22 protein-coding genes are annotated in these 25,159 nt (G+C 64.7%); 2 read left to right on the top strand and 20 right to left on the bottom strand.

From position 1 onward, the window contains the following. Positions 1 to 3: 3 nt before the first annotated feature. The 3 genes from Q0330_RS12180 to Q0330_RS12170 form a co-directional block, all read right to left on the bottom strand. On the bottom strand, positions 4 to 555 hold the full coding sequence (locus tag Q0330_RS12180; RefSeq protein WP_299479427.1) for a hypothetical protein: 552 nt from the start codon (positions 553 to 555) through the stop codon (positions 4 to 6). A gap of 285 nt (positions 556 to 840) precedes the next feature. Continuing rightward, positions 841 to 1,224, bottom strand: a complete 384-nt coding sequence (locus Q0330_RS12175) for an HIT domain-containing protein (RefSeq protein WP_299479424.1) — start codon at positions 1,222 to 1,224, stop codon at positions 841 to 843. A 10-nt stretch (positions 1,225 to 1,234) separates the two neighbouring features. Further along, positions 1,235 to 2,812 (bottom strand): DUF5928 domain-containing protein, encoded by a 1,578-nt coding sequence (locus Q0330_RS12170; protein ID WP_299479421.1) that lies wholly within the window; start codon positions 2,810 to 2,812, stop codon positions 1,235 to 1,237. Positions 2,813 to 2,944: 132 nt separating this feature from the next. On the opposite strand from Q0330_RS12170, the gene Q0330_RS12165 reads away from it, so the two are divergent. Then, positions 2,945 to 3,763: a sulfotransferase family protein gene (locus Q0330_RS12165; protein ID WP_299479417.1), complete on the top strand. Its 819-nt coding sequence runs from the start codon at positions 2,945 to 2,947 to the stop codon at positions 3,761 to 3,763. Between the two features lie 28 nt (positions 3,764 to 3,791). Here the strand turns inward: Q0330_RS12165 and Q0330_RS12160 are convergent, their stop codons facing one another. The 11 genes from Q0330_RS12160 to Q0330_RS12110 form a co-directional block, all read right to left on the bottom strand. Further along, positions 3,792 to 5,786 carry a 3'-5' exonuclease gene (locus Q0330_RS12160; RefSeq protein ID WP_299479414.1) on the bottom strand — a complete coding sequence of 665 codons (1,995 nt, stop codon included), beginning with the start codon at positions 5,784 to 5,786 and terminating at the stop codon, positions 3,792 to 3,794. Then, entirely contained in the window at positions 5,783 to 6,154 is a 372-nt protein-coding gene (locus Q0330_RS12155; RefSeq protein WP_299479411.1) for a response regulator, read from the bottom strand. The genes Q0330_RS12160 and Q0330_RS12155 overlap by 4 nt, the downstream gene beginning before the upstream one ends. A gap of 56 nt (positions 6,155 to 6,210) precedes the next feature. Further along, positions 6,211 to 6,717: a hypothetical protein gene (locus tag Q0330_RS12150; RefSeq protein WP_299479408.1), complete on the bottom strand. Its 507-nt coding sequence runs from the start codon at positions 6,715 to 6,717 to the stop codon at positions 6,211 to 6,213. Beyond that, the gene (locus tag Q0330_RS12145; protein ID WP_299479405.1) at positions 6,714 to 8,528 is read right to left on the bottom strand and encodes a DUF294 nucleotidyltransferase-like domain-containing protein; all 1,815 of its coding nucleotides are present in this window, start codon (positions 8,526 to 8,528) and stop codon (positions 6,714 to 6,716) included. The genes Q0330_RS12150 and Q0330_RS12145 overlap by 4 nt, the downstream gene beginning before the upstream one ends. A gap of 80 nt (positions 8,529 to 8,608) precedes the next feature. Further along, positions 8,609 to 10,420 (bottom strand): sodium:solute symporter family protein, encoded by a 1,812-nt coding sequence (locus tag Q0330_RS12140; RefSeq protein WP_299479402.1) that lies wholly within the window; start codon positions 10,418 to 10,420, stop codon positions 8,609 to 8,611. A gap of 1 nt (position 10,421) precedes the next feature. Next, positions 10,422 to 10,679 carry a DUF4212 domain-containing protein gene (locus tag Q0330_RS12135; RefSeq protein WP_299479399.1) on the bottom strand — a complete coding sequence of 86 codons (258 nt, stop codon included), beginning with the start codon at positions 10,677 to 10,679 and terminating at the stop codon, positions 10,422 to 10,424. A 212-nt stretch (positions 10,680 to 10,891) separates the two neighbouring features. After that, a complete protein-coding gene (locus Q0330_RS12130; protein ID WP_299479396.1) occupies positions 10,892 to 12,607 on the bottom strand; it encodes a cation acetate symporter in 1,716 nt (571 codons plus the stop codon). Beyond that, positions 12,604 to 12,912, bottom strand: a complete 309-nt coding sequence (locus Q0330_RS12125; RefSeq protein ID WP_299479393.1) for a DUF485 domain-containing protein — start codon at positions 12,910 to 12,912, stop codon at positions 12,604 to 12,606. Before Q0330_RS12125 ends, Q0330_RS12130 begins: the two co-directional genes overlap by 4 nt. Before the next feature lie 206 nt (positions 12,913 to 13,118). Next, the gene (gene acs, locus Q0330_RS12120; RefSeq protein ID WP_299479390.1) at positions 13,119 to 15,074 is read right to left on the bottom strand and encodes an acetate--CoA ligase; all 1,956 of its coding nucleotides are present in this window, start codon (positions 15,072 to 15,074) and stop codon (positions 13,119 to 13,121) included. 252 nt (positions 15,075 to 15,326) lie between these two features. Beyond that, positions 15,327 to 17,621 (bottom strand): glycosyl hydrolase family 28-related protein, encoded by a 2,295-nt coding sequence (locus tag Q0330_RS12115; protein WP_299479387.1) that lies wholly within the window; start codon positions 17,619 to 17,621, stop codon positions 15,327 to 15,329. A 120-nt stretch (positions 17,622 to 17,741) separates the two neighbouring features. Then, entirely contained in the window at positions 17,742 to 19,322 is a 1,581-nt protein-coding gene (locus Q0330_RS12110; RefSeq protein ID WP_299479384.1) for a lysine--tRNA ligase, read from the bottom strand. 77 nt (positions 19,323 to 19,399) lie between these two features. Between Q0330_RS12110 and Q0330_RS12105 the strand changes: the two genes are divergently transcribed. Further along, entirely contained in the window at positions 19,400 to 19,837 is a 438-nt protein-coding gene (locus Q0330_RS12105) for a tellurite resistance TerB family protein (protein ID WP_299479381.1), read from the top strand. Here the strand turns inward: Q0330_RS12105 and dacB are convergent. From dacB to Q0330_RS12075, 6 genes are all read right to left on the bottom strand, one after another. Further along, positions 19,828 to 21,249 (bottom strand): D-alanyl-D-alanine carboxypeptidase/D-alanyl-D-alanine-endopeptidase, encoded by a 1,422-nt coding sequence (gene dacB / locus Q0330_RS12100; protein ID WP_299479378.1) that lies wholly within the window; start codon positions 21,247 to 21,249, stop codon positions 19,828 to 19,830. The genes Q0330_RS12105 and dacB overlap by 10 nt on opposite strands. Next, complete coding sequence (locus Q0330_RS12095) at positions 21,246 to 21,950, bottom strand: NUDIX domain-containing protein (protein WP_299479375.1); 705 nt, start codon at positions 21,948 to 21,950, stop codon at positions 21,246 to 21,248. Before Q0330_RS12095 ends, dacB begins: the two co-directional genes overlap by 4 nt. Then, complete coding sequence (locus tag Q0330_RS12090) at positions 21,947 to 22,348, bottom strand: DUF983 domain-containing protein (RefSeq protein ID WP_299479372.1); 402 nt, start codon at positions 22,346 to 22,348, stop codon at positions 21,947 to 21,949. The genes Q0330_RS12095 and Q0330_RS12090 overlap by 4 nt, the downstream gene beginning before the upstream one ends. Positions 22,349 to 22,521: 173 nt before the next feature. After that, positions 22,522 to 23,259 carry a glycosyltransferase family 2 protein gene (locus Q0330_RS12085; protein ID WP_299479369.1) on the bottom strand — a complete coding sequence of 246 codons (738 nt, stop codon included), beginning with the start codon at positions 23,257 to 23,259 and terminating at the stop codon, positions 22,522 to 22,524. Continuing rightward, the gene (locus tag Q0330_RS12080; protein WP_299479366.1) at positions 23,252 to 24,829 is read right to left on the bottom strand and encodes a glycosyltransferase family 39 protein; all 1,578 of its coding nucleotides are present in this window, start codon (positions 24,827 to 24,829) and stop codon (positions 23,252 to 23,254) included. The genes Q0330_RS12085 and Q0330_RS12080 overlap by 8 nt, the downstream gene beginning before the upstream one ends. Next, a complete protein-coding gene (locus tag Q0330_RS12075) occupies positions 24,826 to 25,107 on the bottom strand; it encodes a lipid-A-disaccharide synthase N-terminal domain-containing protein (RefSeq protein WP_299479363.1) in 282 nt (93 codons plus the stop codon). The genes Q0330_RS12080 and Q0330_RS12075 overlap by 4 nt, the downstream gene beginning before the upstream one ends. Between the last annotated feature and the right edge of the window lie 52 nt (positions 25,108 to 25,159).

Below are 25,159 nucleotides of genomic sequence, written 5' to 3'. Positions count from 1 at the left end.
GGTTCACGGCGCGGTCCCCGGCAAGGCGGTCAGCGTTGCCGCCGGCACATGACCGAGCCAGCTGGCCTGACCGTAAAGATTGTCGCGAAGCTTGAAGGTCTCACGAGAGAATCTGAGCGTCACGGGCACCGGTCGCCAATCCTCTGGCAGCGTCCAGATCATCGAGATTTCCTCGGGCAGGCGCGGCTGCAACTGCCCGAGCGGTGCCTGATCGCGCAGCAGAACGATCTCGGGCGTGGGCAAGACGCTGTCACCGATCACCGCCTCCGGCGGGCGGGCCGGGATGCCGAAGGGCGACGACTGGGTCTCGCCGGTCACATTCTCCGCCAAGGCCCGAAGCACGAGCCGGCCATCCTCAAGCGTCAGGCTGTCCGGCCGCAGCTGCGTGCGTCCGAGGCTGACACTCTCGCCAAGCCGGATCTCGGGCAGAAGATCGGGGCTGCGGGCCGCTTCGATCCGCATCCACCATCCCAACAGCAGCGCCGCCGCAATCCCCGAGAGCGCAATCGCCCGCCGGATCATCCTGCGCAGAAGTGACGGTTCCGGGCTGGTCATGTTGAGCAGGACAATTGACGAAACACACAGGCGAGACGGGTAACTTCCCGCATCACGCTATGCATCCACATGGCGAGATGCAATCGCCAACTATGTGCCGAGCCAGCGAGAAACTGAGGTGGTTCGGAGATCCTGAACAGCTATCGGATGCGCAAGGTGGACAGCACGCGTCGAAAGGTTGAATAAAGGCTTGCAGTCAACTGATTTCGAATTCTTTTCCGCACATCAGGCTCCGCAAGGAACCTGACCCATTTGCAACTCTCCTCCCTGACGGGAAGACGCGACCTAGTCGTGCCGCAGCACCATCGGGCCCATCACGCGACCGCCGAGGATGTGAAGGTGGAAATGCGGCACCTCCTGCACGCCGTCATTCCCGGCATTGGTGATGGCACGGAAGCCGTTGCCGCCCGCGCCTGTGGACAGCCCTTCGGCGCGGGTGATCTTGGCGACGGAGCGCATGAAATCGGCAATCTCATCGTCCGAAGCATTTTCGGCGAAATCGTCGAAGGTCACATATCTGCCCTTCGGGATTACCAGCACATGGCTGGGTGCCAGCGGGCGAATGTCGCGAAAGGCCAGTGTATGCGGGGTTTCCAGGACGGTATCGTTCGGGATTTCGCCACGCAGGATGCGGGCGAAGATGTTGTTGTCGTCGTAGTCATAGGCCATCGGGGCATCCTCAATCATCGAAGAAGTTCGGGGTGGAGGCGATCATGCCGGCGCTATCCTCGTCAATATCCAGGAAATCGGCAATGGCGCGGGAATTTCGCGCCAGGCCGGCTTCGGCACTGATCTCGGTCAGGCCAACGAGGTTTGTTTCGCGCAGGCGCTCGGCCTCCTGCAGAAGGTCGCCGCGCACCGCTGGCAACAGCCGGTCAAGAACCTCGGGCGGGGTCGAGGCGTTGGCCAACCCGACCCGACCGAGATGCCCGCGCAGATAATCGTCATCGAAATCGGTCTCGATCAGCAGGACCCGTGCCTCGGCCTTGTCGCCGGCCAGATCGTTTATCAGGTAGAAAGCCGAGGGGTCGATGCAGATGACGAGGCGCGAATCGTCGAATTCGGTCATCAATATCCGGATCAGCGCCCGGCGATGGCGTTCGCGCTTGGCAACCGAGGTTTCGGCACCGCCAAGGTCCGGCAGCCCGGCATCGCGTTCGTTGAACAGGTAATCGACCGCCGGAATGTCGGTATGACGCCGAATAGCGGCGGTCAGGCGCTTGGCCACATGCCATTTCTTGGCCACGATCATCAGCAGCACGCTTTGCCGACCGAGCGTCGCTTCCGTTTCCCAGAAGCGCGGCGCAAAACGCTGTCCGATCCGCCCGCGCCCGGTCAGATAGCGAAACAGCGGCTTGCCCTCGCCCGAAATGGCGAAATGCAGCCCCTCTGCCTGCCAGAGCGCACCGAGACGAGCCCTCAGATCCTCGGCCTCGGCGCTGATCTTGCGGGCAAACAGATAGTCCTGCCTGAGCAGCATGTCGTAATGATCGTTACAGAAGACAACCGGCATCCCGTAATCGGTGAAAATCAGATAGGTCAGCGTACGCGTGCGGATCTGGTCGCGCGGCACGACATGGCGGACGACGGTCTGAAAGAAGGTTTCGTCCGGGATCCAGGTGGTCGAGAAGAAGCGCATCACATCGCGGCGGGTGCGGCAGAACCTCAGCACCTTTTCGATGGTGTCCCGGCGCAGGCACCACCATTGGCTGCCGATCATCATCTGCAGGTCTTCGGGGATCTTGCGGGTCAGCCGAAACCGCTTCTGGAACTCATAGCTGAGATAGAACCGCCTCGGCTGGCTCCGCTCGTTGAACCAGTGGCGATAGATCAGCCGATCCTCCTTCATCCCGGTCTTGATCCAGTCCGAGGTGAAGAAGTCGAAGCTCTCGATGTAATCGACATCCTCAGCATCCAGCAGCGCACGCGCATATTCCGCCGACTTGATCGGCATGCAATCGCCTGAGAGCATGTAGAAATGCGTTGCCGCCGGAAAGCTGTCCGCCGCCGCGCGCACCGCGTCCAGCGAAGCCAGAACGAGCGACCATGCCCCCCAGCCACATTTGTGGCGCCGCACCGCAAAGGTCACGTTCGGGTTGCTGCCCAGTGCGGCGCGAATACGGTTGAAGTCGGTCGGGCTTGAACTCGCGTCATAGTGAATCGCCACGCAATCGCCGGTCGCGGTCAGCCGTTCGGCCTGGGCGATCAGACCTTCGGGATCCTTATGGGCCAAAAGGATGAAGGCAATCTTTGCCATGACGCTCCGACGAAGCTCCGTTCAAGATGCAGGACGGGGCTGCGGCCCGTTGATAATCCTGCGGCAATCTGCTTTTGTCTCCACAATTTTGGCGAGTACCGCAACCCGCCACGACACGAAGAAGGATTTGAAATGGGTTTTCCCGGCGTCTGGATGACCGAAAGCGAAAGTCTGGTCTATCGGGTTGTGCCGAAATGCGCCTGCTCGACGATCGGGCAGATCATGTTTTATTCCGACCATGGCCGCTATTTCGACGGCGATATTCACGATGCAAACGAAGGGCTGCACAAATGGGGGCTGGATGACAGCCAGAAATCCATCGAGGAGGCGGTTCTTGCCGGGCGTGGCGTCAGCTTCACCTGCGTGCGCAACCCCTATGCGCGGATTCTGTCGTCCTTCTTCGACAAGATCGCCGGTATCCAGCGCAACGGAAAGCGTTATCGCGGCAATCTGGTGCCGCAACTGATCCAGAAATACGGAATCGAGGTCGGCAGCCCCGAAGACGATTTCGACTTCGACCAGATCAAGTCCTTCCGCCGCTTCCTGCTGTTCGCGCGCGACACCATCCGCTGGCGCAGGCCGATGGACCCGGACATCCACTGGTCGGCCATGTCGGGCCATATCTCGACCTTCATCAACAATGGCGGCCATTACGACCAGATCTTCTTCACCGAGAAGTTCAACGAAGGCATCCAGAAGGTCCTCGACGCAGTCGAGACGCCGGTAAAGGTCGATGTCGAAGCGGTGCCGCGTTTCAACGAATCCGAAGGGCATGGCCCAAAGCGCGCCCATAAGGTCAGCGAGTATTTCGACGACCTGTCACGGCACCTGGTCTGGGAAATGTACAAGCGGGACTTCCAGCTGTTCCGCTATGATTTCGACGACCCCGACAACAAGATGCCCCGGGACGAGGTCGATCTGGAAGAGGTTCACGCCAAGCTGGGCCGCTAGGGTCGACGCCGCACCGGACGCGCGGGCCTCAAGCCCTTGCCGGCTGGGCCGTGCGCTGGATGCTGTCCAGATTCGCATCGCCCAGCAGGCGGCGGTATTTCTGCGCCTGGCTCAGGACATGTTCGAAACGGGTGATCCCCTTCGCCTCCAGCGCCGGCAGCATCTTCAGGAAGGCCTGCGCGGTGGCCTCGGTATCGCCCATGGCGGTATGGCGCAGCCCCTCGGGGATGGTGATCTCCAGCCGCTCGCAGATCGCATCGAGGCTGTGGGTCTCGGCCTGCCCCCAGATCATCGCAGAAAGCAGCACCGTATCCATGACCCGGTTCGAGAAATGCTGCCCGGTCTCGCCCTCGGCCGCACGCAGCAATCCCATGTCGAAGGGCGCATTATGGGCGATCAGCACCGCGCCCTCGGCGAAATGGTGAAAGCCGCGCAGCGCCGTGGTGACATCGGGGGCGCCCCGCACCATCTCGTCGGTGATGCCGTGAATCTCGGTCGATGAGGGCGGGATCGGCCGGCCCGGATTGACCAGCATGTCGAACTGCTCGCCGGTCAGACGGCCGCCGGCAATGCGCAGGCCGGCGATCTGCACGATCCGGTCGGACAGGGCGAGGCCGGTGGTCTCGGTATCGAAGACGACGCAGGTCAGCGCGTTCAAGGGTCGCGTATCGGGGGCGCCGCGTGTGGCCAGGGCGAAGTCATAGGTCACCGCCGGGCGCGCCTCGCGCGCGATGGGCGAGACCGTCAGCGGCAGCACCAACTGCCCCGCATCACCCGCCTGTTCCGGCCAGATCCCGGTGCCATGCGAGGCGAGGATGGCGGCCCCGCTCATCTCGGGGTGGTCGGGATCGGGGGCGTCAAGCAGCCAGCGGTCCAGCTGGTCCATGGGCAGGGCCGGGCCGGTCCAGCTGAGCAGCACCTGCGCCTCGCTGACATCAGCGCTGAGGATCGCTGCCGTCGGCGCGCGCCCCGACCCTTCCAGCCGGGCGCCGAGCAGGGTCAGAAGCCCGCCGATCTGCCAGCCATCGGCGGCAAGCGTCAGCGGCGCCACCTCGGCAAGTGGCAGGCCAAGGCCGCGCGCCAGTTCCTCGGCAGCCACCCGGCGCTGTCGCGGGGCGGGCGGGGTCAGCGCGGTCTCAAGCTCGAACAGCGCCGCCGACAGCGCCCGGCCCTCGGTGCGGATCACCTCGACCAGCGGTGCGGGCAAGGGCGTTTCGAGATCGTCGAGAAGCGGGGTCAGGGTCGCGGCGTGACGGCGCAGCGCCTCGACCGGGGCGCGCGGCGGGGTCAGTTCGCGCTGCGCCGGGCGCAGGATCAGGACGGTGCCGCCGGCCTCGTCCTGAAGGCGGCGCAACCGGCCCGAAAGCCGGGAACCATCGACACCGATCAGCGCCACATCGGTCGCATCGGCCCCGGCATCCAGACGCGCCTGCGCGGCCTCAAGCCCGCCGGGGCGCAGGAAGCGCGCCAATTCGCGGTCGAGGCCCAGCCCCGGCAGCAACTGCCCGGCGGCGGTGTTGTAGAACAGCACCCGCCCCTCGGGCCCGGCCAGAATCGCGCCGGCGCCGATATCCGACAGGATCTTTTCCAGCAGCGCCTTCTCGCGCGCCTCGGCCTCGGCATGGGCGGCAAGCGCCGTCTCCAGGTCTTTCCGGGCACGGGCCTGCGCTTGTGCTGCGGCGCGCACGGCGGGGGCCAGATCGGCCAGGTAACGGCCCTGCCCCGCATCCGGTGTGGCCCCGGTCAGCAGGCTGCCGGCCAGGGTTTCGATCGCGCGCCCGACATGGGTGTCGAACAGAAACCAGACCCAGGCCACCAGCCCGAGCCCACCGAGACCCGCGATCAGCCCCGCCAGTGCCAAGGCATCGGTCACGCCGCCCGGCTGGCCCTGATCCGTCGCTGGCGCCCCGCTCAGCACCGAAGCCGCGACCAGAAGTCCGGCCCCGGTCAGCGCCAGCAACCCGGCTGCCAGCCCGGCAAAGATCAGGAAGATCCGCATCCGCAGGGAAAGCCGCCCGATCATGGCCGTTCCCCCAGCACGCGGGCCATTTCGGCGCGCAGTTCCGCCAGTTCGAAAGGCTTGGCGATGAAACCATCTGCGCCCAGCATCATGCCCTTGCGCCGCTCGACGACCGAGCCGCGCGCGGTCATCATCAGCACCCGGATATCGCGCAATTCGGGATCGGCGCGCAGGTCCTGCACGATCTGGTAACCCGAGACCTCGGGCAGCATCACATCCAGCAGCACCAGATCGGGATGCCCCGCCCGCAATGCCTCGACCGCGCCGGCGCCGGTCGCCAGGCGGTCATGGTCATGCCCGTCGCGCGTCAGCAGAAAATCCAGCGCGGCGGCGATATTGTCCTCGTCCTCGATGACCGTGATCCGGGCCATGTCGCTTTCCTCCCCCCTCTGATCCTTCTCCCCTTGCCTTCTCTCTCTCCCCGCGCTCAGCCTCCGGCACAGATGGCCGCGAAGGCCGGGTCGGTCGACGCCGCCTGCTGCCAGTCCGCGCCCGGCGGGCGGGTCTCTCCGGTGGTGCAGTTGATCCCCTGCTCGACCGTGACGCTTCGCTTCCAGCGTTGGACCAGCGTGACCGGCACGATCTGCGCGCCCTCGGCATCGGCCTCGCGCAGCGCCGCCGGGTCGATCAGCGCCAGACGCAGGGTCGGCGCGACCAGATAGGTCCAGGGCCGCAGCGGGCTTTGCACCTGACCTTCGGCGATCACCTCGACCCGGTCGGGAAGCTGGTCCTTGACGCGAGAGGCCCAGCTGTATTCGTTCCAGGTCGCATAACCGATCATCGACAGCCCGATCCCCACCGGCAGCACCCAACGCGGCAGTGGCCGCCCGGCCCGCTTCGCCGCGTGACCGAGCGCGTAAAGCAGCGCCGCCGCCCCGATGGCGACCGCGAAGGTGCCCAGAAGATCGGCGCCAAGGCCGGAAAGTTCATTCATGAAAGGGCCCCTTTTCCCTGTCCCAGAGCGGATTGCATGGTGCGCACGACGACGAAGGCGTCGCGCAGATGGCTGCGTTCGAAATCCGGCAGATCGGCCGGTTGCAGGAAATTGTCCGGCCGCTGCCCGGCCTTGATCCTCGCCGCCTGATGTTCCAGCCGCAATGTCTGGATCAGGTCATAGGCGGCGATCAGATCGCGCGCACCCTTGCCCGAGATGATCCCGGCATCCTCGGCATTTTCCAGCCGGGCGCGGGTATTGACCGGCAGAAGCCGCCCGCGCAGCGCATAGACCCGGGCCATGTCGGCCACCGGCACGACGCCGTTCATCTTCATGTCGATATGGCCCTGATGTTCGCCGGAACGGATCGTCGCGAAACCCCGGATCAGCCCCAGCGGCGGGTGATGCTTCAGCGAATTGGCGATCATATGGGCCACGAAGATCGAGTTGCGCGAGGCCAGGGCCAGGGTCTCGGCCTGCAGCCCGGCCAGCAGCGAGGCATCGCCGCCGATGGCGCGCAGGTCGAACATGACCGAAGCCAGCATCTGCGCCTCGGGCGAGGGCCGGTCGATCCAGTCCTGGAAATAGCCGGACCAGACCTTGCGCGGCTGCCGCCAGAGCGGGTTGGTCGCCATCATGTCGCCGGGGCAATAGACATAGCCCGCCGCGTTCAGCCCGTCGCTGACGAAACGGGCGAGTTTCTCGAAATAGGGATCATTCGGATCGATCCCGTCGGCGAGGATCAGGATATTGTCCTGATCCGATACGCCGGTCTGGTCCTGCCGCCCCTGACTGCCGCAGGCCGCCCAGAGATAGGGCGCCGGCGCCGGGCCAAGCGTTTCCTCGGCCATGGTCAGCAGGCGGCGGGTCACGGCATCGGCAATGTCGGTGATCAGCCGCGTCACCACCTCGTGGCGGTGATTGGCGGCGACGAGATTGACCAGCAGGTCGGGAATGCGGGCGGTCACCTGCGCCAGATCCGCCGGGACCTGCGCACCGGCCACATCGCGGATCAGCACCGAAGACGAGATCGCCTGTGCCCGCATCAGGTCGGTCTGGGTAATCATGCCGACGAAACGGCCGCCGTCGATCACCGGCAGATGGCCGACCCGACGCTCGACCATGGCGTTCAGCACGTCGGAGCCCAAAGCCTCGGACGGCAGCGAGGCCGGATCGGCGGTCATGATCGTTGTCACAGGGGCGGATGTATCGCGCCCCTCGGCGACGACGCGGTTCGACATGTCGCGGATGGTGACGATGCCGAGAAGCCGGCCGCCATCCTCGACGATCCCGAGCGAGGAGACATGGGCCGCGCGCATCATCTGCGCGGCCTCGGCAATCGTGGTCTCGGGTCCGGTTGCCAGCGGCTCGCGCGACAGCAGGTCCGCGACTTTCAGCGTCGCCACATCCGTGCCGCCCCGCGCCGGCACCGGCCGGCCACGGGTGAAGAAACGGGAAAAGGCGGGGCTTTCGCCCAGCAGGCGCTGGAACTCCGCAGCGGGCAGCATCAGGATCCTGCCGGCCCCGGATACGGTGGCGGTGGTGGCGGCAAGCCCGTCGCTCAGCAGGCCACGCTCGCCGAAGGAATTGGCGCGTCCGAGGATCGAGACCAGCTCGCCGTTCGGATCGGTGATTTCGACCGAGGCACCCTCGATCAGGTAAAGCCCGTCCAGCGTCTCGCCGGCGCGGTAGACCTTGGCGCCCTCGGCCCAGTCGCGGGCGACAAAAACTGCGGCCACGCGGGACAGTTCGTCCCGGGGCAAGGAATCATAGGGGTGCACGCTGGCGATGAATTTCAGGATGTCATCCATATTGGGCCTCGTGCAGCGGTGCAGATTCGTCAGAAAAGGCCGCGCCCCGGGACCAGGCCCGGGGCGCGGGGGTTGTCGGTTCAGTGGTCGACGGCAGCGCCGGCGCCGCGCGGAACGCGGATCGATTCGACCAGTTCGACCACCTCGGCGGGCAGTTCCTCGGTCGCATTCGACACCACATAGGCAACGATGAAGTTGATCAGCGCGCCAATAGTCCCGAACGAGGCCGGCGAGATGCCGAACAGCCAGTTCGCGGCGGTATCTTCAAGCATGTTGGTGCCGGCAATGAAGAGCCAGCCCTTGTAGGTGAAGATATAGAGCAGCGTCGAGGCGATACCGGCGATCATCCCCCAGATCGCACCCTGCTTGTTGATGCGGGTCGAGAAGATCCCCATCATCAGCACCGGGAAGATCGAGGACGCCGCCAGACCGAAGGCAAGCGCCACGGTCTGCGCCGCAAAGCCCGGCGGATGCAGCCCGAGGATGGTCGCGACCAGGATCGAGACCGCCATCGAGACGCGGGCGGCCATGAGTTCGCCCTTCTCGCTGATCTCGGGGGCCAGCCAGCCCTTGACCAGATCGTGCGACACAGCGCCCGAAATGGCCAGCAGCAGACCCGCCGCCGTCGACAGCGCCGCGGCCAGACCGCCCGCAGCCACGATGGCGATGACCCAGCCCGGCAGGTTGGCGATTTCCGGGTTGGCCAGAACCATGATGTCGTTGTTCACGGTCGGCAACTCGTTGCCCTGCAGGTTCTGCTCGGCGATGACGGCGGCAAGCGCCTCGCCGGGTTCGGCCTTATCGTTATAGTACTGGATCAGGCCGTCGCCGTTCTTGTCTTCCCAGGCCAGCAGACCGGTGGTCTGCCAGTTGCGCATCCATTGCAGCTCGGGCGAGTTCTGGATCGCGTCGAGCGACACTGCCGGCTGGCTGTAGGTCTCGCCTTCCACGGCACCCGGCCACATGGTCGCGGTCAGGTTGAAGCGCGACATCGCACCGACCGCCGGGGCGACGGTGTAAAGCAGCGCGATGAAGACAAGCGCCCAGCCCGCCGAGGACCGCGCGTCCGAAACCTTCGGCACGGTGAAGAAGCGGATGATGACATGCGGCAGACCCGCGGTGCCGATCATCAGCGCCAGGGTGAACAGCACCATGTCCAGCGTCGACTTGTGATGGCCGGTATAGTTGGCGAAGCCGAGATCGGTCACCACCTGGTCGAGCTTGGTCAGGAACTTGGTATCCCCCCCGGCGAGCGAGCCGAAGAGCCCGGTCTGCGGCAGGACATGACCGGTCAGTTGCATGGCAATGAAGACCGCCGGGATCGTATAGGCGATGATCAGCACCACATATTGCGCCACCTGCGTATAGGTGATGCCCTTCATCCCGCCGAGAACGGCGTAGCAGAAGACAAGCGCCGCACCGATCCACAGACCGGTCGAGTTCGACACTTCCAGATAGCGCGAGAAGGTGACGCCCACGCCGGTCATCTGGCCGATCACATAGGTGATCGAGATGATCAGCAGGCAGACCACGCCGATGATCCGCGCGGTGCGCGAATAGAAGCGGTCGCCGATGAACTCGGGCACGGTGAACTTGCCGAACTTGCGCAGGTAAGGCGCCAGCAGCAGCGCCAGCAGCACATAGCCGCCGGTCCAGCCCATCAGATAGGTCGAGTTGTCATAGCCGGTGAAGGCGATCAGACCCGCCATCGAGATGAAGCTGGCCGCCGACATCCAGTCGGCGGCAGTCGCCATGCCGTTCATGACCGGGCTGACGCCACGGTTGGCCGCATAGAATTCGGCGGTCGAGCCGGCACGGGCCCAGATGGCGATCCCGATATAGATCGCGAAGCTGATGCCGATGAAGATCAGGTTAAGAGCAAATTGGCTCATCTCATTCCTCCACGCCGTGTTCGCGATCGAGGCTGTTCATGCGCCAGGCATAGCCGAAGATCAGCACGATGAAGACCAGGATCGACCCCTGTTGCGCGAACCAGAAACCCAGATCCGAGCCGCCGATCTTGATGCCGCTGAGAAGCGGGCGCAGGATGATCCCGAAGCCGTAGGATACCAGCGCCCAGATGGCGATGCAGATCCAGATGATCCGCACATTCGCCGCCCAGTAGGCGTTTGATGATGTCTTGTCACTCATGTCCGAAAGACCTCCCTCGTGAGTGTCGTTGTCTTGCTGCCTTTTGTGGACGCGCCCCGCCGCGGCAGCAGTGGCGGGGCGACGCTTGCGGCCCGCAGCGCGACAAGGCGCTGCGGACCGGTTCTCTGTTCATCCCCTGCGCCGTGTCGCGGGGATGGCGGCGGGGCGGGCCGGCGGCGGATCGGTGCGATGTGCCATGCCCTGCCCTCCCTTCAATGCGCCGAGGCCGAAGAGGCACCGATGCCGGTTTCCGAGCGCACCTGCTGGGCCAGGAACCCGGCCCGGTCGATACGCGCGCGCTCGCCATTGTCGATCTTCGACACCAGCCAAATCCCCAGAAAGGCCAGCGTCATCGAGAAGAGCGCGGGCGAGGTATAGGGGAAAGGTGCCGAACCGGCCGGGTTGCCAAGCGTGGCCTCCCAGACCGAAGGCGACAGGATCGTCAGCACCACCGAGGAGACCAGCCCCAGGAAGCCCCCTGTGACGGCCCCCTTGGTGGTGCAGTCCTTCCACAGCACCGACATGAACAGCACCGGGAAGTTGGCCGAGGCCGCGACCGCGAAGGCCAGCGACACCATGAAGGCGATATTCTGGTTCTTGAAGGCGATGCCCAGCACCACGGCGATGGCGCCGAGGCACAGCACGGTGATGCGCGACATGCGCAGCTCCGCCAGACTGTCGGCCTTGCCCTTCTTGATGACCGTCGCATAGAGGTCGTGGCTGACCGCCGAAGCGCCCGAAAGCGTCAGCCCGGCCACCACCGCGAGGATGGTCGCGAAGGCCACCGCCGAGATGAAGCCCAGGAAGACGTTGCCACCCACGGCTTTCGCCAGATGCACGGCGGCCATGTTGTTGCCGCCCACCAGCTTGCCATCCGCGGCCAGGAAATCCGGGTTGGTCAGCACGAAGGTGATGGCGCCGAAACCGATGATGAAGGTCAGCAGATAGAAGTAACCGATCCAGGTGGTCGCCCACATCACCGATTTGCGCGCTTCCTTCGCCGAGGGAACGGTGAAGAAGCGCATCAGGATATGCGGCAGGCCGGCGGTGCCGAACATCAGCGCCATGCCGAAGCTGATCGCCGAGATCGGGTCCTTGATGAAGCTGCCCGGTCCCATGATCGACTGGCCGGCCTTGGCGGCATCCTCGGGCGTGGCTCCGCCAGCGGCAGCGGCCTCGGCCTTGACGCGGACGGCATCGGCGAACAGCGCCTCGGGCGAGAAGCCGTATTTCCACATCACCGACAGCGCCATGAAGGTCGCGCCGCCCAGAAGCAGGCAGGCCTTGATGATCTGCACCCAGGTCGTCGCGGTCATGCCGCCGAACAGGACATAGATCATCATCAGCGCGCCGACGATGACGACGGCGATCCAGTAATCGAGACCGAACAGCAGCTCGATCAGCGAACCCGCGCCGACCATCTGCGCGATCAGGTAGAAGCAGACCACGACCAGCGTGCCGGAGGCCGCGAAGATGCGCACCGGGGCCTGGGCGAAGCGGAAGGCGGCCACGTCGGCGAAGGTGAACTTGCCGAGGTTGCGCAGCCGTTCGGCCATCAGGAAGGTCAGGATCGGCCAGCCGACCAGAAAGCCGATGGAGTAGATCAGCCCGTCATAGCCATTGGCCATGACCGCCGCCGAAATCCCCAGAAACGAGGCCGCCGACATATAGTCACCGGCAATCGCCAGCCCGTTCTGGAAGCCGGTGATGCCGCCGCCGGCGGTATAGAAATCCGCGGCCGACTTGGTCTTGGCGGCAGCCCATTTGGTGATGAAGAGGGTCATCACCACGAAGCCCGCGAACATGATGATCGCGGTCCAGTTCGTGGCCTGCTTCTCGCCGGCCTCGATGACATCGGCGGCAAGCGCCATGCCCGGCAGCGCCAGGGTTGCGGCAGCCGCCGCGATGCGGGTCAGGACGCGGCTCATTTCAGGGTCTCCCGGCGGACCTTTTCGGTCAGTTCGTCGAATTCGCTGTTGGCGCGACGGACATAGATGGCGGTAATCGCGATGGTGAACAGGATCACGCCGAAGCCGATCGGGATCCCCCAGGTCATGACATTCTCGCCAATGCGATGCGCCAGCAGTTCCTTGTTGAAGGCGATCATCAGGATATAGCCGTAATAGACCACCAGCATGGCGAGGGTCAGCTTCCAGCCGAAACTGGAGCGGCTGGCCTTGAGTTTCTGGTAGTCCGGATTTGCAGAGATGCGCTCTGCGAGGGACGGTTCCATTCTTGTGCTATCCTCAAGAGGGTTGAATCGTGTCTTTCAGTCAGTTTCCCTCGGCCCGCCGGAACGACCGGCGGGATCTGGCATGTCAGGATCAGTCCAGGAGGGCGGGATGCGGATCGATGGCCCTCCGCGTGCCGATCCCCGGGCAGATTGGCCCGTGGACCGGAAGGCAGGGCCGGACCTATCGGCCCGGCCCCGCAATGGCATCAACCGCGATTCATGCGGTTTTCGATCAACTCGTCCACGACCCCCGGCTCGGCCAGGGTCGAGGTGTCGCCGAGGGCACCGAAATCGTTCTCGGCGATCTTGCGCAGGATGCGGCGCATGATCTTGCCCGAGCGGGTCTTCGGCAGGCCCGGCGCCCACTGGATCAGGTCCGGCTTGGCGATGGGGCCGATCTCGGTGCGGACCCAGGTCTCCAGCTCCTTGCGCAGTTCATCGGTGGCCGGGACATCGTTCATCAGGGTGACATAGGCGTAGATGCCCTGCCCCTTCACCTCATGCGGATAGCCGACAACGGCGGCTTCGGCGACCTTGGGATGGGCGACAAGCGCCGATTCCACCTCGGCCGTGCCCATCCGGTGACCCGAGACGTTGATGACGTCATCGACCCGCCCGGTGATCCAGTAATAGCCGTCCGCATCGCGGGTGCAGCCGTCGCCGGTGAAGTAATAGCCGGGATATTGCTGGAAATAGGTCTCCATGAAGCGCTGATGATCGCCCCAGACGGTGCGCATCTGGCCGGGCCAGCTGTCGGCGATGCAGAGCACGCCATCGGCGGGATTGCCCTCGACCACCTTGGCGGATTCCGCTTCGAGGATCACCGGCTTCACCCCGAAGAAGGGCAGCGTCGCCGAACCCGGCTTGGTCTCGATGGCGCCGGGCAGCGAGGTGATCATGTGGCCGCCGGTCTCGGTCTGCCACCAGGTATCGACGATCGGGCATTTGCCCTTGCCGACATGCTTGTCATACCAGTTCCAGGCCTCGGGGTTGATCGGCTCGCCCACGGTGCCCAGGATGCGCAGGCTGGACAGGTCGTATTTCTCGACCCATTCGGCGCCCTGCCCCATCAGCGCCCGGATCGCGGTCGGGGCGGTGTAGAACTGGTTGACCTTGTGCTTTTCGCAGACCGCCCAGAAGCGCCCGGCATCGGGGAAAGTCGGCACGCCCTCGAACATCAGCGTGGTGGCGCCATTGGCCAGCGGACCATAGACGATATAGCTGTGACCCGTCACCCAGCCGACATCGGCGGTGCACCAGAAGACATCCCCGTCCTTGTAGTCGAAGACATATTCATGCGTCATCGCCGCATAGGCCAGATAACCGCCGGTCGTATGCACGACGCCCTTCGGCTTGCCGGTCGAGCCAGAGGTATAAAGGACGAACAGCGGATCCTCGGCCCCCATCGGGCGCGGCGGACATTCGGGGCTGACATGTTCCATCATCGCCAGCACGTCGACATCGCGGCCCTGGACCCAGGTGGTCTGGTCGCCGGTATGCTTGACGACGAGGCAGCGCACCTTGTCCGAACAGTGCAGCAGCGCCGCATCGGTATTCGACTTCAGCGCCGTGCGCCGGCCGCCGCGCGGGGCGGTATCGGCGGTGATGACCAGCTTGGCCCCCGAATCGTTGATCCGGTTGGCAAGCGCGTCGGGCGAGAAGCCGGCGAAGACGATGGAGTGGATGGCCCCGATCCGCGCACAGGCCAGCATCGCATATGCGGCCTCGGGGATCATCGGCAGGTAGATGACGACGCGGTCGCCGCGCATCACGCCCTGGCTGAGCAGCACGTTCGCCATCCGGTTCACCTTGTCGCTGAGTTCGCGATAGGTGATATGGCGGGCCGGCACCTCGGGGTCGTCGGGCTCGAAGATGATCGCGGTCTTGTTGCCGCGCTTGGCAAGATGGCGGTCGATGCAGTTGACCGAGGCGTTCAGCACGCCATCCTCGAACCACTTGATCGAGACATCGCCGAAGGTGAAATTGGTGTTCTTGACCTTGGTGTAATCCGTGATCCAGTCGAGCCGCTTGCCCTCGCGCGCCCAGAATCCCTCGGGGTCCGAGATCGATTCTTCATACAGGCGGCGATAATCGTCCGGCCCGGCAATCGCATCCCCGAATCCCGCCGGAATCGGATGTTTCGCCACGTTTTCCACTGTCATTGCATTCTCCCCCAAACAGCCAGCCTGAGCCAATCCGAACCAGGTCCCGGTCCGTATTCACTCATTACCTCTGATGGAGAGTAAAACACAAATAAAAATATTCACAAAGCACTTTTTTATAAGGATTTTTTTGTAAATTCGTTGACGGGCGTTCTTGGGTTTTTGTTAATAATTCACAGCCACGTGACCATGCAATCGGCAAAGCGCCCCCAACCTGACCCGGCAAGGGGCGCGACGGCGCGTCTGGATCGCTCAGCTCGGGTCGTCCATCCGTGCCATGATGGCAACCTGGCCCTTGACGGGCTTCGACCATTCGACCTGAAGGCTGCCCTTGTCGCTGCCCTGCAGCGCGCGCACCCATGGCATTTCGGTGACGCGCCCGCCCCCGCCATCGGTCATCATGGAAACTGCCGTCAGCGAGTCGACGTTCCGCGCCCAACCCTTGAAGGGCAGTTTCTGGGCCAGCGGCACCACCCAGCTTGCCTGCGCCGTCGCTTGATTATGGCTGATCTGGACCGGATTCGCGACGTAATCGAGCACCCCGTTGAACGTGTTGCCGGCAAACAGGATGTTGCGCATCCGCCCATAGTCCAGATCGGCGAAGCTGGTGTCGACCTTCTCGATCCGCTGAATCTTGGGACCGCCAACGAGGAACACGTTATTGGTCACGGTCAGGCCCTGAATGTAATGGCCGGTTCCATAGGGCCTGATCGACAGCCAGGCGAAATCCGACAGCACGCCATGAACGAAGAAATGGTTGCCGGTGACGGTCAGCCCGCCGAAGGACCAGGTGTTGTTGGCGAAATCCGGCGCGGCGGAATATTCGTTGGTCCACTCGATGATGCAATTGTCGATGTAGTTGCCGGTGATCACGGACTTGTTGTTGCCATTGGTCAGCACCAGCCCCGGCACGCGCTTGCCGATCTCGGTATCGTCGCCCTGGAACCAATGGTTGCCGACGATCAGATGGCCTCCGCCGTCGGCAACCATGAACGTGCCGAAACGAACGACGCGGTTCTCGCGGATCTTGGTGTCATTGGCGTTGACGTTGATGGCCACGCTTTTGCGATCCTGTGCCGGCAGGCCCATTTCCGAGGACAGGAAGTGGCAGCGGTCGACATGCAGATCCTGACAACCGCGCCCGGCCGAGGTGATGCCGCGGTCGCGCGGGCTGTGGATATAGCAGTCGCGGAACTGGAACATCCGCCCCTCGGTCGGCAGCATCAGGCAACTCGCCGCACCGTTCAGCGAGAAATCGAGCTCCGACAGGATCACATTGCTGGCGCTTTCGATCCCGAGGAAGTCGAAGACATAGCGGAACCGCTCAAACCGATAGCTCCGCGTCCCCGCCCCGCCATAAAGCGGTTGCGACAGGGTCAGGGTGGCGGCACCCACATTCTTCGCCTTGACATAGATCTCGCGCCCGACGCCGGCGCCGGTGATCAGGCTGCCGACCTCGATATTGGCGACATTGGCGACATTGCTCAGCACCATCTGGTTCGCGGGGTCATAGGTCGCTTGCGAGGTCACCGCCCGGTTCGCCCAGGCCGGCCCGTCGACCACATTGATCTGACCGTTGCAGATCTGGCGGCGGTTCTGGAACGAGGTCAGGTCCGGCGCGAGTTCCGTCATGATCATCGGCTCGGTCAGGTCGATGCGGCGACCGCACAGGTTCAGTTCGCAATGATCGGTATAGCCGAACAGCGCCTGCAGCGCGCGCTTCAACGCCTCGGTCTCGTCGCCGAACGCCGCCGCATAGGTCGGATAATCGAAGGACCCCATCAGCGCCAGACGTGCGGCGCGCGGCATGGTCAAGGTGCCGGTAAAGCGCACCGGCGATTTCAGCGTCAGGTCCGAGCCGATCCGATAGCTCCCCGCCGGCACCACCAGCACACGACCGCCCGCCGCCTTGTCCGCCGCAATGAATGCCGCGCGGTCATCTGCGGTGCCATTGCCCATCGCACCGAAATCGCGCACATCCACCCAATCCATCATGTCGCGCAGATAGGTCGAGGTCACATCCTCGACCCGGATCGATTCGATGCGCACCGCACCGCCATTGGCGCCGGTCAGGTCGAGGCCGAAATGACCATAGACCGGCTCCGCCCCCCAGGGCATGTCGACGCCGCCGCGCTGCCCGGTGCCGACGATGGCGCTGATCTCGATCACCTCGCCGTAATCCGGCAAGCCGCGCAGCGGCCCGGTCTCGTCCAGCCCGGCGACATGGCCGCGATCCGCGCCACCGGCCCAACCGGCGATCCGCACCGCAGGCCTTGCACCGGCCATGGCCTTGATGCGGGCCGAGACCCGAAGATAGGTGCCGGGCAGGATCGGCGTCTCGCCCATATAGCGCAGGCGCGTGGTGTCCTCGGCCTTGTTGATTTCCAGACAGGGGCCGAAATCCTGATCGGCCGCGACGATGGCGGCATTCGCCTGGTTCTCCCAGGTCGCGGAACCCGGCGTGCCGTATTCACGCGACCAGACAGACAGACCGGCCGCGAAGGACGGCGGCATCAGCTGGACCCCGGCGGTAATGGCGATATTCATGCGCGATCTCCCCTCGAACCGACCGCTCCGCGCGGTCGGATATGCGGGGGAGAATTTGCGCAGCGCCGGTTAAACCTGCCTTAACCGGGCGGGCGTTGCGCGCAACGCCCCGCTTCCGGCTCAGGCGGTCAGTTCGCCGTTCAGCGCCCGGGCGATCAGACCCTGCGTCTCGGTCACGCCGTAAAGCGCGATGAAACCGCCGAAGCGCGGCCCCTGATCGGCCCCGAGCAGCACCTGATAAAGCGCCTGAAACCACGCGCGCAGCGGCTCGAACCCATGTTCGGTGCCGACCGCGAAAACCATGGTCTGCAGGGCCTCGGGATCGGCGGGACCGTCCCAGGCTGCCAGCCGCTCCGACAGGTCCTGAAGCGCCGCGCGTTCTTTCTCGTCGGGGGCGCGGAAGGTCCGTCCCGGCGCGACGAAATCGTTGAAATAGCGCACCGCATAGCCCGCCGCCTGATCCAGCTGCGGATGCGTCTCGGGCGTGGCCTCGGGCGCATAGCGGCGGATGAAGCCCCAAAGCCCGTCCTTGTCCTGCGCCCCGGCGACCGAGGCGAGGTTCAGCAGCATCGAGAACGGCACCACCATATCCGATGCCGGCACCTGCCCGCGATGGATATGCCAGACCGGATTGGCAAGCTGCTGCTCGGGCGTCTGGCCGGGGAAGGCGCGCAGTTGCTGGTGATATTCGTCCACCGCCTTCGGGATCACGTCGAAATGCATCCGCTTGGCCGTCTTCGGCTTCTGATACATGAAATAGCTGAGGCTTTCGGTCGCCGCATAGGTCAGCCATTCGTCGATGGACAAGCCGTTGCCCTTGGACTTGCTGATCTTCTGACCCTGATCGTCAAGGAACAGTTCATAGGTGAAATGCTCGGGCTTTCGACCGCCCAGCACCTCGCAAATGCCGTCATAGATCGGCGTATTGGTGCTGTGATCCTTGCCATACATCTCGAAATCGACATCGAGCGCGGCCCAACGGGCACCGAAATCCGGCTTCCATTGCAGCTTCACCTGCCCGCCGGTGACAGGCAGCGTCCATTCGCGGCCATCTTCATCGTCGAAGGTAACCTCGCCCTTCCCGGCATCCACATGCTTGATCGGGACATAAAGCACACGGCCGGTCTCGGGATGGATCGGCAGGAAGCAGCTATAACTCTGCTGGCGCTCCTCGCGCAGCGAGGCCAGCATGATCTTCATGATCGCATCATAGCGTTCCGCGGCGCGCAGCAGCGTCTCGTCGAAAGCGCCCGACTTGTAGAACTCGGTCGCCGACATGAACTCGTATTCGAAGCCGAACGTGTCCAGAAAGCGGCGCAACATGGCGTTGTTGTGATCGCCGAAGCTCGGATATTCGCCGAAAGGATCCGGGACCGAGGTCAGCGGCTTCTGCAGGTTCTCGTGCAGCATCTCCTGCTGCGGCACGTTTTCCGGCACCTTGCGCATCCCGTCCATGTCGTCCGAGAAGCAGAACAGCCGCGTCGGAATGTCCGAGATCATCTCGAAGGCGCGGCGGATCATGGTCGTGCGCGCAACCTCGCCGAAAGTGCCGATATGCGGCAGGCCCGAGGGGCCATAGCCGGTCTCGAACAGCACATAGCCCTTTTCGGGGTCCTTCTTCTCGTAACGTTTGAGCACCCGGCGCGCCTCTTCGAAGGGCCAGGCCTTGGAAGTCATCGCGGCATCGCGCAGGGTGGTCATCGTCGTCTCTCCTGAAGGGGTCGCAGGCGGCTTATTGAAACCGCGCCGGATCGTCAATATTTTGGCGAAAACACAGGATGCCAAACGTGACGACAGATCTTCCCTCCTTCTCCACCTGCGACGCTCTGGTGTCGCTGATGGTGGCCGTCTCGGCCTCGGACGAGAACATGCGCACCTCGGAACTCGTGGCTATCGAGCGCATGGTCGATCACATGCCGGTCTTTGCGGCCTATGATGTCGACCGGATCCGTGTCGTGTCGCAGACCGTCATCACGCTTTTCGAGGAAGAGGACGGCATCGAGGCCCTGTTCGGTCTGGTCCGCGACGCCCTGCCCGAACGCCTTTACGAGACCGCCTATGCGCTCTGCTGCGACGTGGCCGCCGCCGATGGTCGGCTGACCGAGAACGAGGCCGAATTCCTGCAGGAAATCCGGCACGAGCTGAATGTCAGCCGCCTTCACGCCGCCGCAATCGAGCTGTCCTCGCAGCTGCGCCATCGTCCGCTTCAGGCGTAACGCCGGACCCAGGCGTCGACCAGTTGCTGCTGCAGATGCTTGGCGCGATGCGTCCAGGTGACGACGCCGGCGGGCAGTTCCTGCCCCTCGGTCGCCGCGCGCCGCACCATATCGCCGATGAAAATGGCGAAGATCACCTCACCATGGCCCGTCAGGCTGCCATAACCGGCCAGATTCGACACGAAATTCAGCGTGCCGGTCTTGGCCTCCAGCCGCAAATCGCCGTCCCGCGCCTTGCCACGCGCATCCTGCTGACCGACATGTTTCATCAGCCCGCGCAGATCGGCCCGCCCGCCCATGCTGGCAATGACCTGCGCCATGGCCCGCGCGGTCACGCGGGTCTCGCCCGAGATGCCGGAATGATCGCGCAGGTCCAGCCCGGTAATGCCCTGCGCCTCGGCCCATTCCTGCATGGCCCTGGCCGAAGCGACCAGATCGCCCGCACCGCTGGCCTGCAGGCCCATGACCTCGGCGGTCAGGTTGGTCGAATATTCCATCATGTCGCGCAGCATGTCGCGCAAGGGCGGGCTGTCGATGCTGGCCAGAGCAACCGCGCCAACGGGTTCTGCCGCCACCACCTCGGGCGCGGGCAGAACCAGACCCTGCGCGCGGCACAGCGTCTGAAAGACATCGCCCGCATAAAGCTCGGGCCGGCGCACGGGCAGCCAGCGACTTCCGGCACGGCGCAGACCGGCGCGGTTGACCGACCAGATTTCCGTGCCGCCCTCCTCGCGCCAAGAAAACAGCGGCCCCTGCCCGACCGCCGCCGCGCGGATCGTATAGGCCTTGGGCGTGTTGCGAATGGCCCGCGCCTGCAGCGACATCCCCTCACCCCCCGCCTGCCAGGACAGGTGCACGCGGTTGAAATTCAGCATCATCCCCGAGATAGCCGGGTTATAGGCCAGGTGATCGGCCTGTTCCGGCGCGATCTCGGCGACCGAGGGCAGCGCACCGCCATAGACCAAAAACCGCTTCGGCGGGGTGGCGGTCCAGTTGGCCGCGGTCAGTTCGGCCAGCCTCGCCAGGCCATCGGTGTCAAGCGTCGGATCGCCGCCGCCATAAAGGATCAGGTCGTCGCCCCTGCGCATGACCCGGGTCTGAAAGCGCGCCTCGGCCCCCAGCCGATCGAGCGCATAAAGCGTGGTCAGGACCTTCAGGGTGCTGGCGGGTGCCACCGGCTTGTCGGCCCCCCGCGCCTCCAGCAGCGTGCCGGCGCTATCGAAAACGGCATAGTCGATTTCGGCGTCCAGCCCGGCCCCGGCGATCAGATCGCCGGGTCGCGGCGGCGGCTTGCCCGGCGGCGGAACCGACAGCCCCGCCGGCAGCACCTGCGCGAAACCGGGTGCAGCCAGCGCAGCCGCAATACCGCCGGCCAGAAAGGCACGGCGCTGCAGGCCGAGGCCTGACCTCATGCACCCGCCCCGATCTGAACGAAGCGCGAGCGCGCCTCGCGATTGTCGAAAAACGGCACCGATGCGGGCGGCCTCAGCGGGCCGTCGCCGGCTGCGGCCACCATTGCCGCGCATTCGGCCAGAACCACTTCGGTGATGAAGGGCAGTTCCAGTCGCCGCGCCTCAGCCATCGGCACCCAATGCAGATGCGAAAGCTCGTCGCAGGCGCGCGAAAAATCGTCAGGATCGCCCTGCACATGGCGCGCATCGGCCAGGAAGAACCGCGCATCGAAGCGCCGGGGCCGACCCGCCGGGGTGATCGCGCGGAAAACGTAATGCAGCCCCGAGGCATCCGGCATCAGCCCCGCCTCGGCATAGCCGGTCATCGGGCTCTCGCCCGGCCGACCGATCAGCAGCCCGGTCTCCTCGGCCAGTTCCCGCAGCGCGGCGGCAAGGATCTGCTGCGGGGTGACGCGGCTTTCGGCGCGCGGCACAATGGCGAGGCGCTGCAGCGTCACCGGATCGGGTTCCACCGCCAGTGAAAACGCCGCATCCTCGGCATCGACGGCGCCGCCCGGAAAGACATATTTCGACGGCATGAAGGCCGCCTTCGCCCCGCGCATCCCCATCAGCACCGCCGGCCCCTCCGGCCCCCGGCGCACCAGAACGACGGTCGCCGCATCGCGCAGCCGCGCCGGATCGGGCTTGGGCGGCTGGGTCATAGCGTAGGCTCCTTTGCCTCCTCGACGCCGAAGCCATGCATCCGCCTCGCCCATTGCGCCCCGATCAGCGCGCCCTTGATGACCGGCAGCAACGCCAGCGACAGCACCACCGCCCCCAGCGAGAACCCGATCAGCATCGAGATCGGCGAGGGCTGATAGGTCAGGAAAACCCACAGCAACAGCGGCGCGCCAAGATGCGAGACCAGCAGGATCGTCAGATAGGCCGGCCCGTCATCGGCGCGCTGATGGTGCAGCGCCTCGCCGCAGGCCGGGCAGGTGTCGCGCACTTTCAGATAGCCCTGGTAAAGCGCGCCCTTGCCGCAAGCCGGGCAGCGCCGCATGGCCCCGCGCCGCATCGCCAGCCCGGTCGCACGATCTTCCATATTGATCTCGGTCATGTCAGCGCCTGCCCAATTCATTCCGGTCCGGTTCAGGAAATAAACGCTAAGCGGTGCACAGACCAGCCCCGTTTGCGTTATCGGCGGCCACAAGCCTTCAAGGAAACGCCGTTGTGACGCCGGGGACATCCGCCCGTCAGGCAGCGCACGTCTTCGTGACCTGCACGATCAAGCTATTCCTCGACACTGTTCTTCGCCGGATCCAATCGCTCGGCCCTGCGTATCAGCCATGCGGCGCCGAGAAGGTCGGGGATGCCGACAAGGCCGCGCGAGATGTTGGAGTATTTCGAGCGCCCGCCTTGCCGTGGCCGGTGGGTGACGTCGACAGTTTCGACACGCCAATGCTCGCGCAGCATCATCGCCGGCATGAAACGATGGATATGGTCGAAGAAGGGCAGTTCCAGATAGGCCTCACGGCGGAACGCCTTCAAGCCGCAGCCGGAATCCCTGACGCCATCCTTGAGCAGGCTGGAGCGCAGCCAGTTCGCAAAGCGCGACGACAGCCGTTTGCCGACATTGTCCTTGCGCGCGGCGCGCTGTCCCTGCACCAACCCGAGCCGCGCATCGCCGCGCTCGAAAGGCGCAAGCAGCAGCGGGATCTGGTCGGGTGGGTTCTGGCCGTCCCCGTCCAAGGTCACGATCAACGGCGCGCGCGCCTCCCTGACACCATGCCGAACGGCACTCGATTGCCCCCGGGAATGCGCATGCGACAATATCCGCAGCCATGGATAACGCTCTGAAAGGGCTTGAAGGGCCTGATCCGTGCCATCTTTCGAGCCGTCATCGACGGCGATCACCTCAAAACTGCGATCAGCCAAGACCCCGGCAATCTCGTCGATCAATGGGGTTATCGCCGCCTCTTCATCGCGCAGGGGGATCACGACGCTCAGGTCGAATGTGTCCTTATTCATTCGGCGGCTCCCTCTTCGGCACGGGTGGGGCGTCAGAAATCGCCCAGATGGCCCAGTCCTGATTGCGGAAGTTGACGATCTCTTGCGGGGTCCAGTTCATCCGCAACTCATCGGTCGGACCGATCAGCAGACCCTGCGGATGCCCGGCCAACCAAGCCTCAAGCTCAACATCGCTTGCCAGAGGCGCGACGGGCGACGTCAGCCGCCCCGCGAAATTGAACTGTGCGTGATAGGTGCCACCCCAGACCGCCACGCTGCCCCGATACGCAGCGGCGGCGATGCGTTCGGCGATGGGGTGGCTGCTATAGGACGACGACAGCAGGGTCGCGCCGATCAGCAGATTGGTTGCCGTCAGACTCCCCAGCGACAGGATCGCAGCACCCGGAAGCCCGCGCCGACGGATTGCCAGCAGGCATATGATGACGATCAGCAATGACCAGGCCAGCAGCATCCCGGCAGGTTTCAGCAGCGGTGCGATGCGGCCGGGATCGATCACGCCCAAGCCGATCAGGCTCACGGCAAGGGCCGCGACCGCAAGCACGGCAACCGCCGGCAACGGGGTCCTGTTGGGTCCGGACGGCGCGACACGCGCGGCCAGAAGTGCCAGCGCCGGCAGCTCTGGAACCAGATAGTGAATTTGCTTCCCGCTGGTGAGGCTGAACAGGATCAGCGCGCCGGAAAACCAGATCAGGCAAAGCCGCAGACCGCGATCCCCCCGCGCCTTCCATGACCGCAATGGAACGGCGCCCCAGAACAGCGGAAATGCCAGCAGGGGAAACAGGGCAAGATAAAACCACCATGGCTTCGCATGGGCGAAGGAGGTGGCCAGGCGACCGGCACTTTGATGCCAGAAAATTGCCTCGCGATACTCGGCCCCGCCAAAGATCGCTGCGGGCACCAGCCAGAGGGCCAGAAGTCCGATTGCCACCAGAAGGCCCAGCCCGATCCCTGATGCGACGCGGCGCCACGGCAGGGGGGCCGCGCCCCACCAGGGCAGCAGGATTGCCGCCGGAAGAAGGTGGAACAGGATCACCGGCCCCTTGGTCAGCACACCGAAGGCGATGGCCGCACCGAACAGCACCCATGGACGCCGGCCCGCCTCGGGCTGTCCGGCATCGCTCAGCGCGATCAGCCCGGCCAGCGTGAAAACGGTCAGCGGCACGTCGAACATCGTCAGGCTTGCCGAAAGCGCAAAGACGACAAGGCCCGTCAGTGCCAGTGCCGCCCGCCCGCCGATCCCGGGCATATCCGGCCAAAGCCTGCGGCCCAGCACCGATGTCAGCCACAGGGCGACGCAGCCGGACAGAGGCCCGACCATGCGGGCGGCGAATTCGCTGACCCCGGTGAGCATCCAGATCAGGTTGATCGCCCAGAACAGCAGCGGCGGCTTGTCGCTGTAGAGCGCAAAGTTCTTCGTCGGCACCAGCCAGTCGCCGCTCAGGTGCATCTCCCAGGCGACGGCAAGATAACGGGTCTCGTCGATCGGCAGCAGCGGTCGCAGCGCAAGGCCGACAAGCGAGCTCAGCAGCAGCGCCGCCATGGCCACGAGCAGGTTGCGGTCCCGGCTCATGCGGAATCCTTTGCCGCCCTGCGATCCTTGCCGATCAGCATCAGGTTGCGCGTATAGATAACCAGCCCCGAGGCCTGCCCGACCGCAAAGACCGGATCGCGGCGCCATAGCGCATAGGCCAGAAGCGTCGCCCCTCCGGCAAGGCTGAACCACCAGAAAGCCAGCGGCACAATGCTGCGCTTGGCCCGCTCACTGGCGATCCATTGCACCAGAAACCGGGATGTGAACAGCAACTGGCCCGAAAAGCCGATCAGCAGCCAAAGCTTGTTTGAATCCATAGGTAACGTCTCCGACCGGCGGCGGAATGATCGCGGGAACTGGCACGCAGTC

Origin of the sequence: uncultured Paracoccus sp. (assembly GCF_937873615.1) — a bacterium.
In the GTDB taxonomy this organism is placed as follows: Bacteria; Pseudomonadota; Alphaproteobacteria; order Rhodobacterales; family Rhodobacteraceae; genus Paracoccus.
Note: the sequence above shows the minus strand (reverse complement) of the source record. Positions and strands in the feature narration are given on the sequence as shown.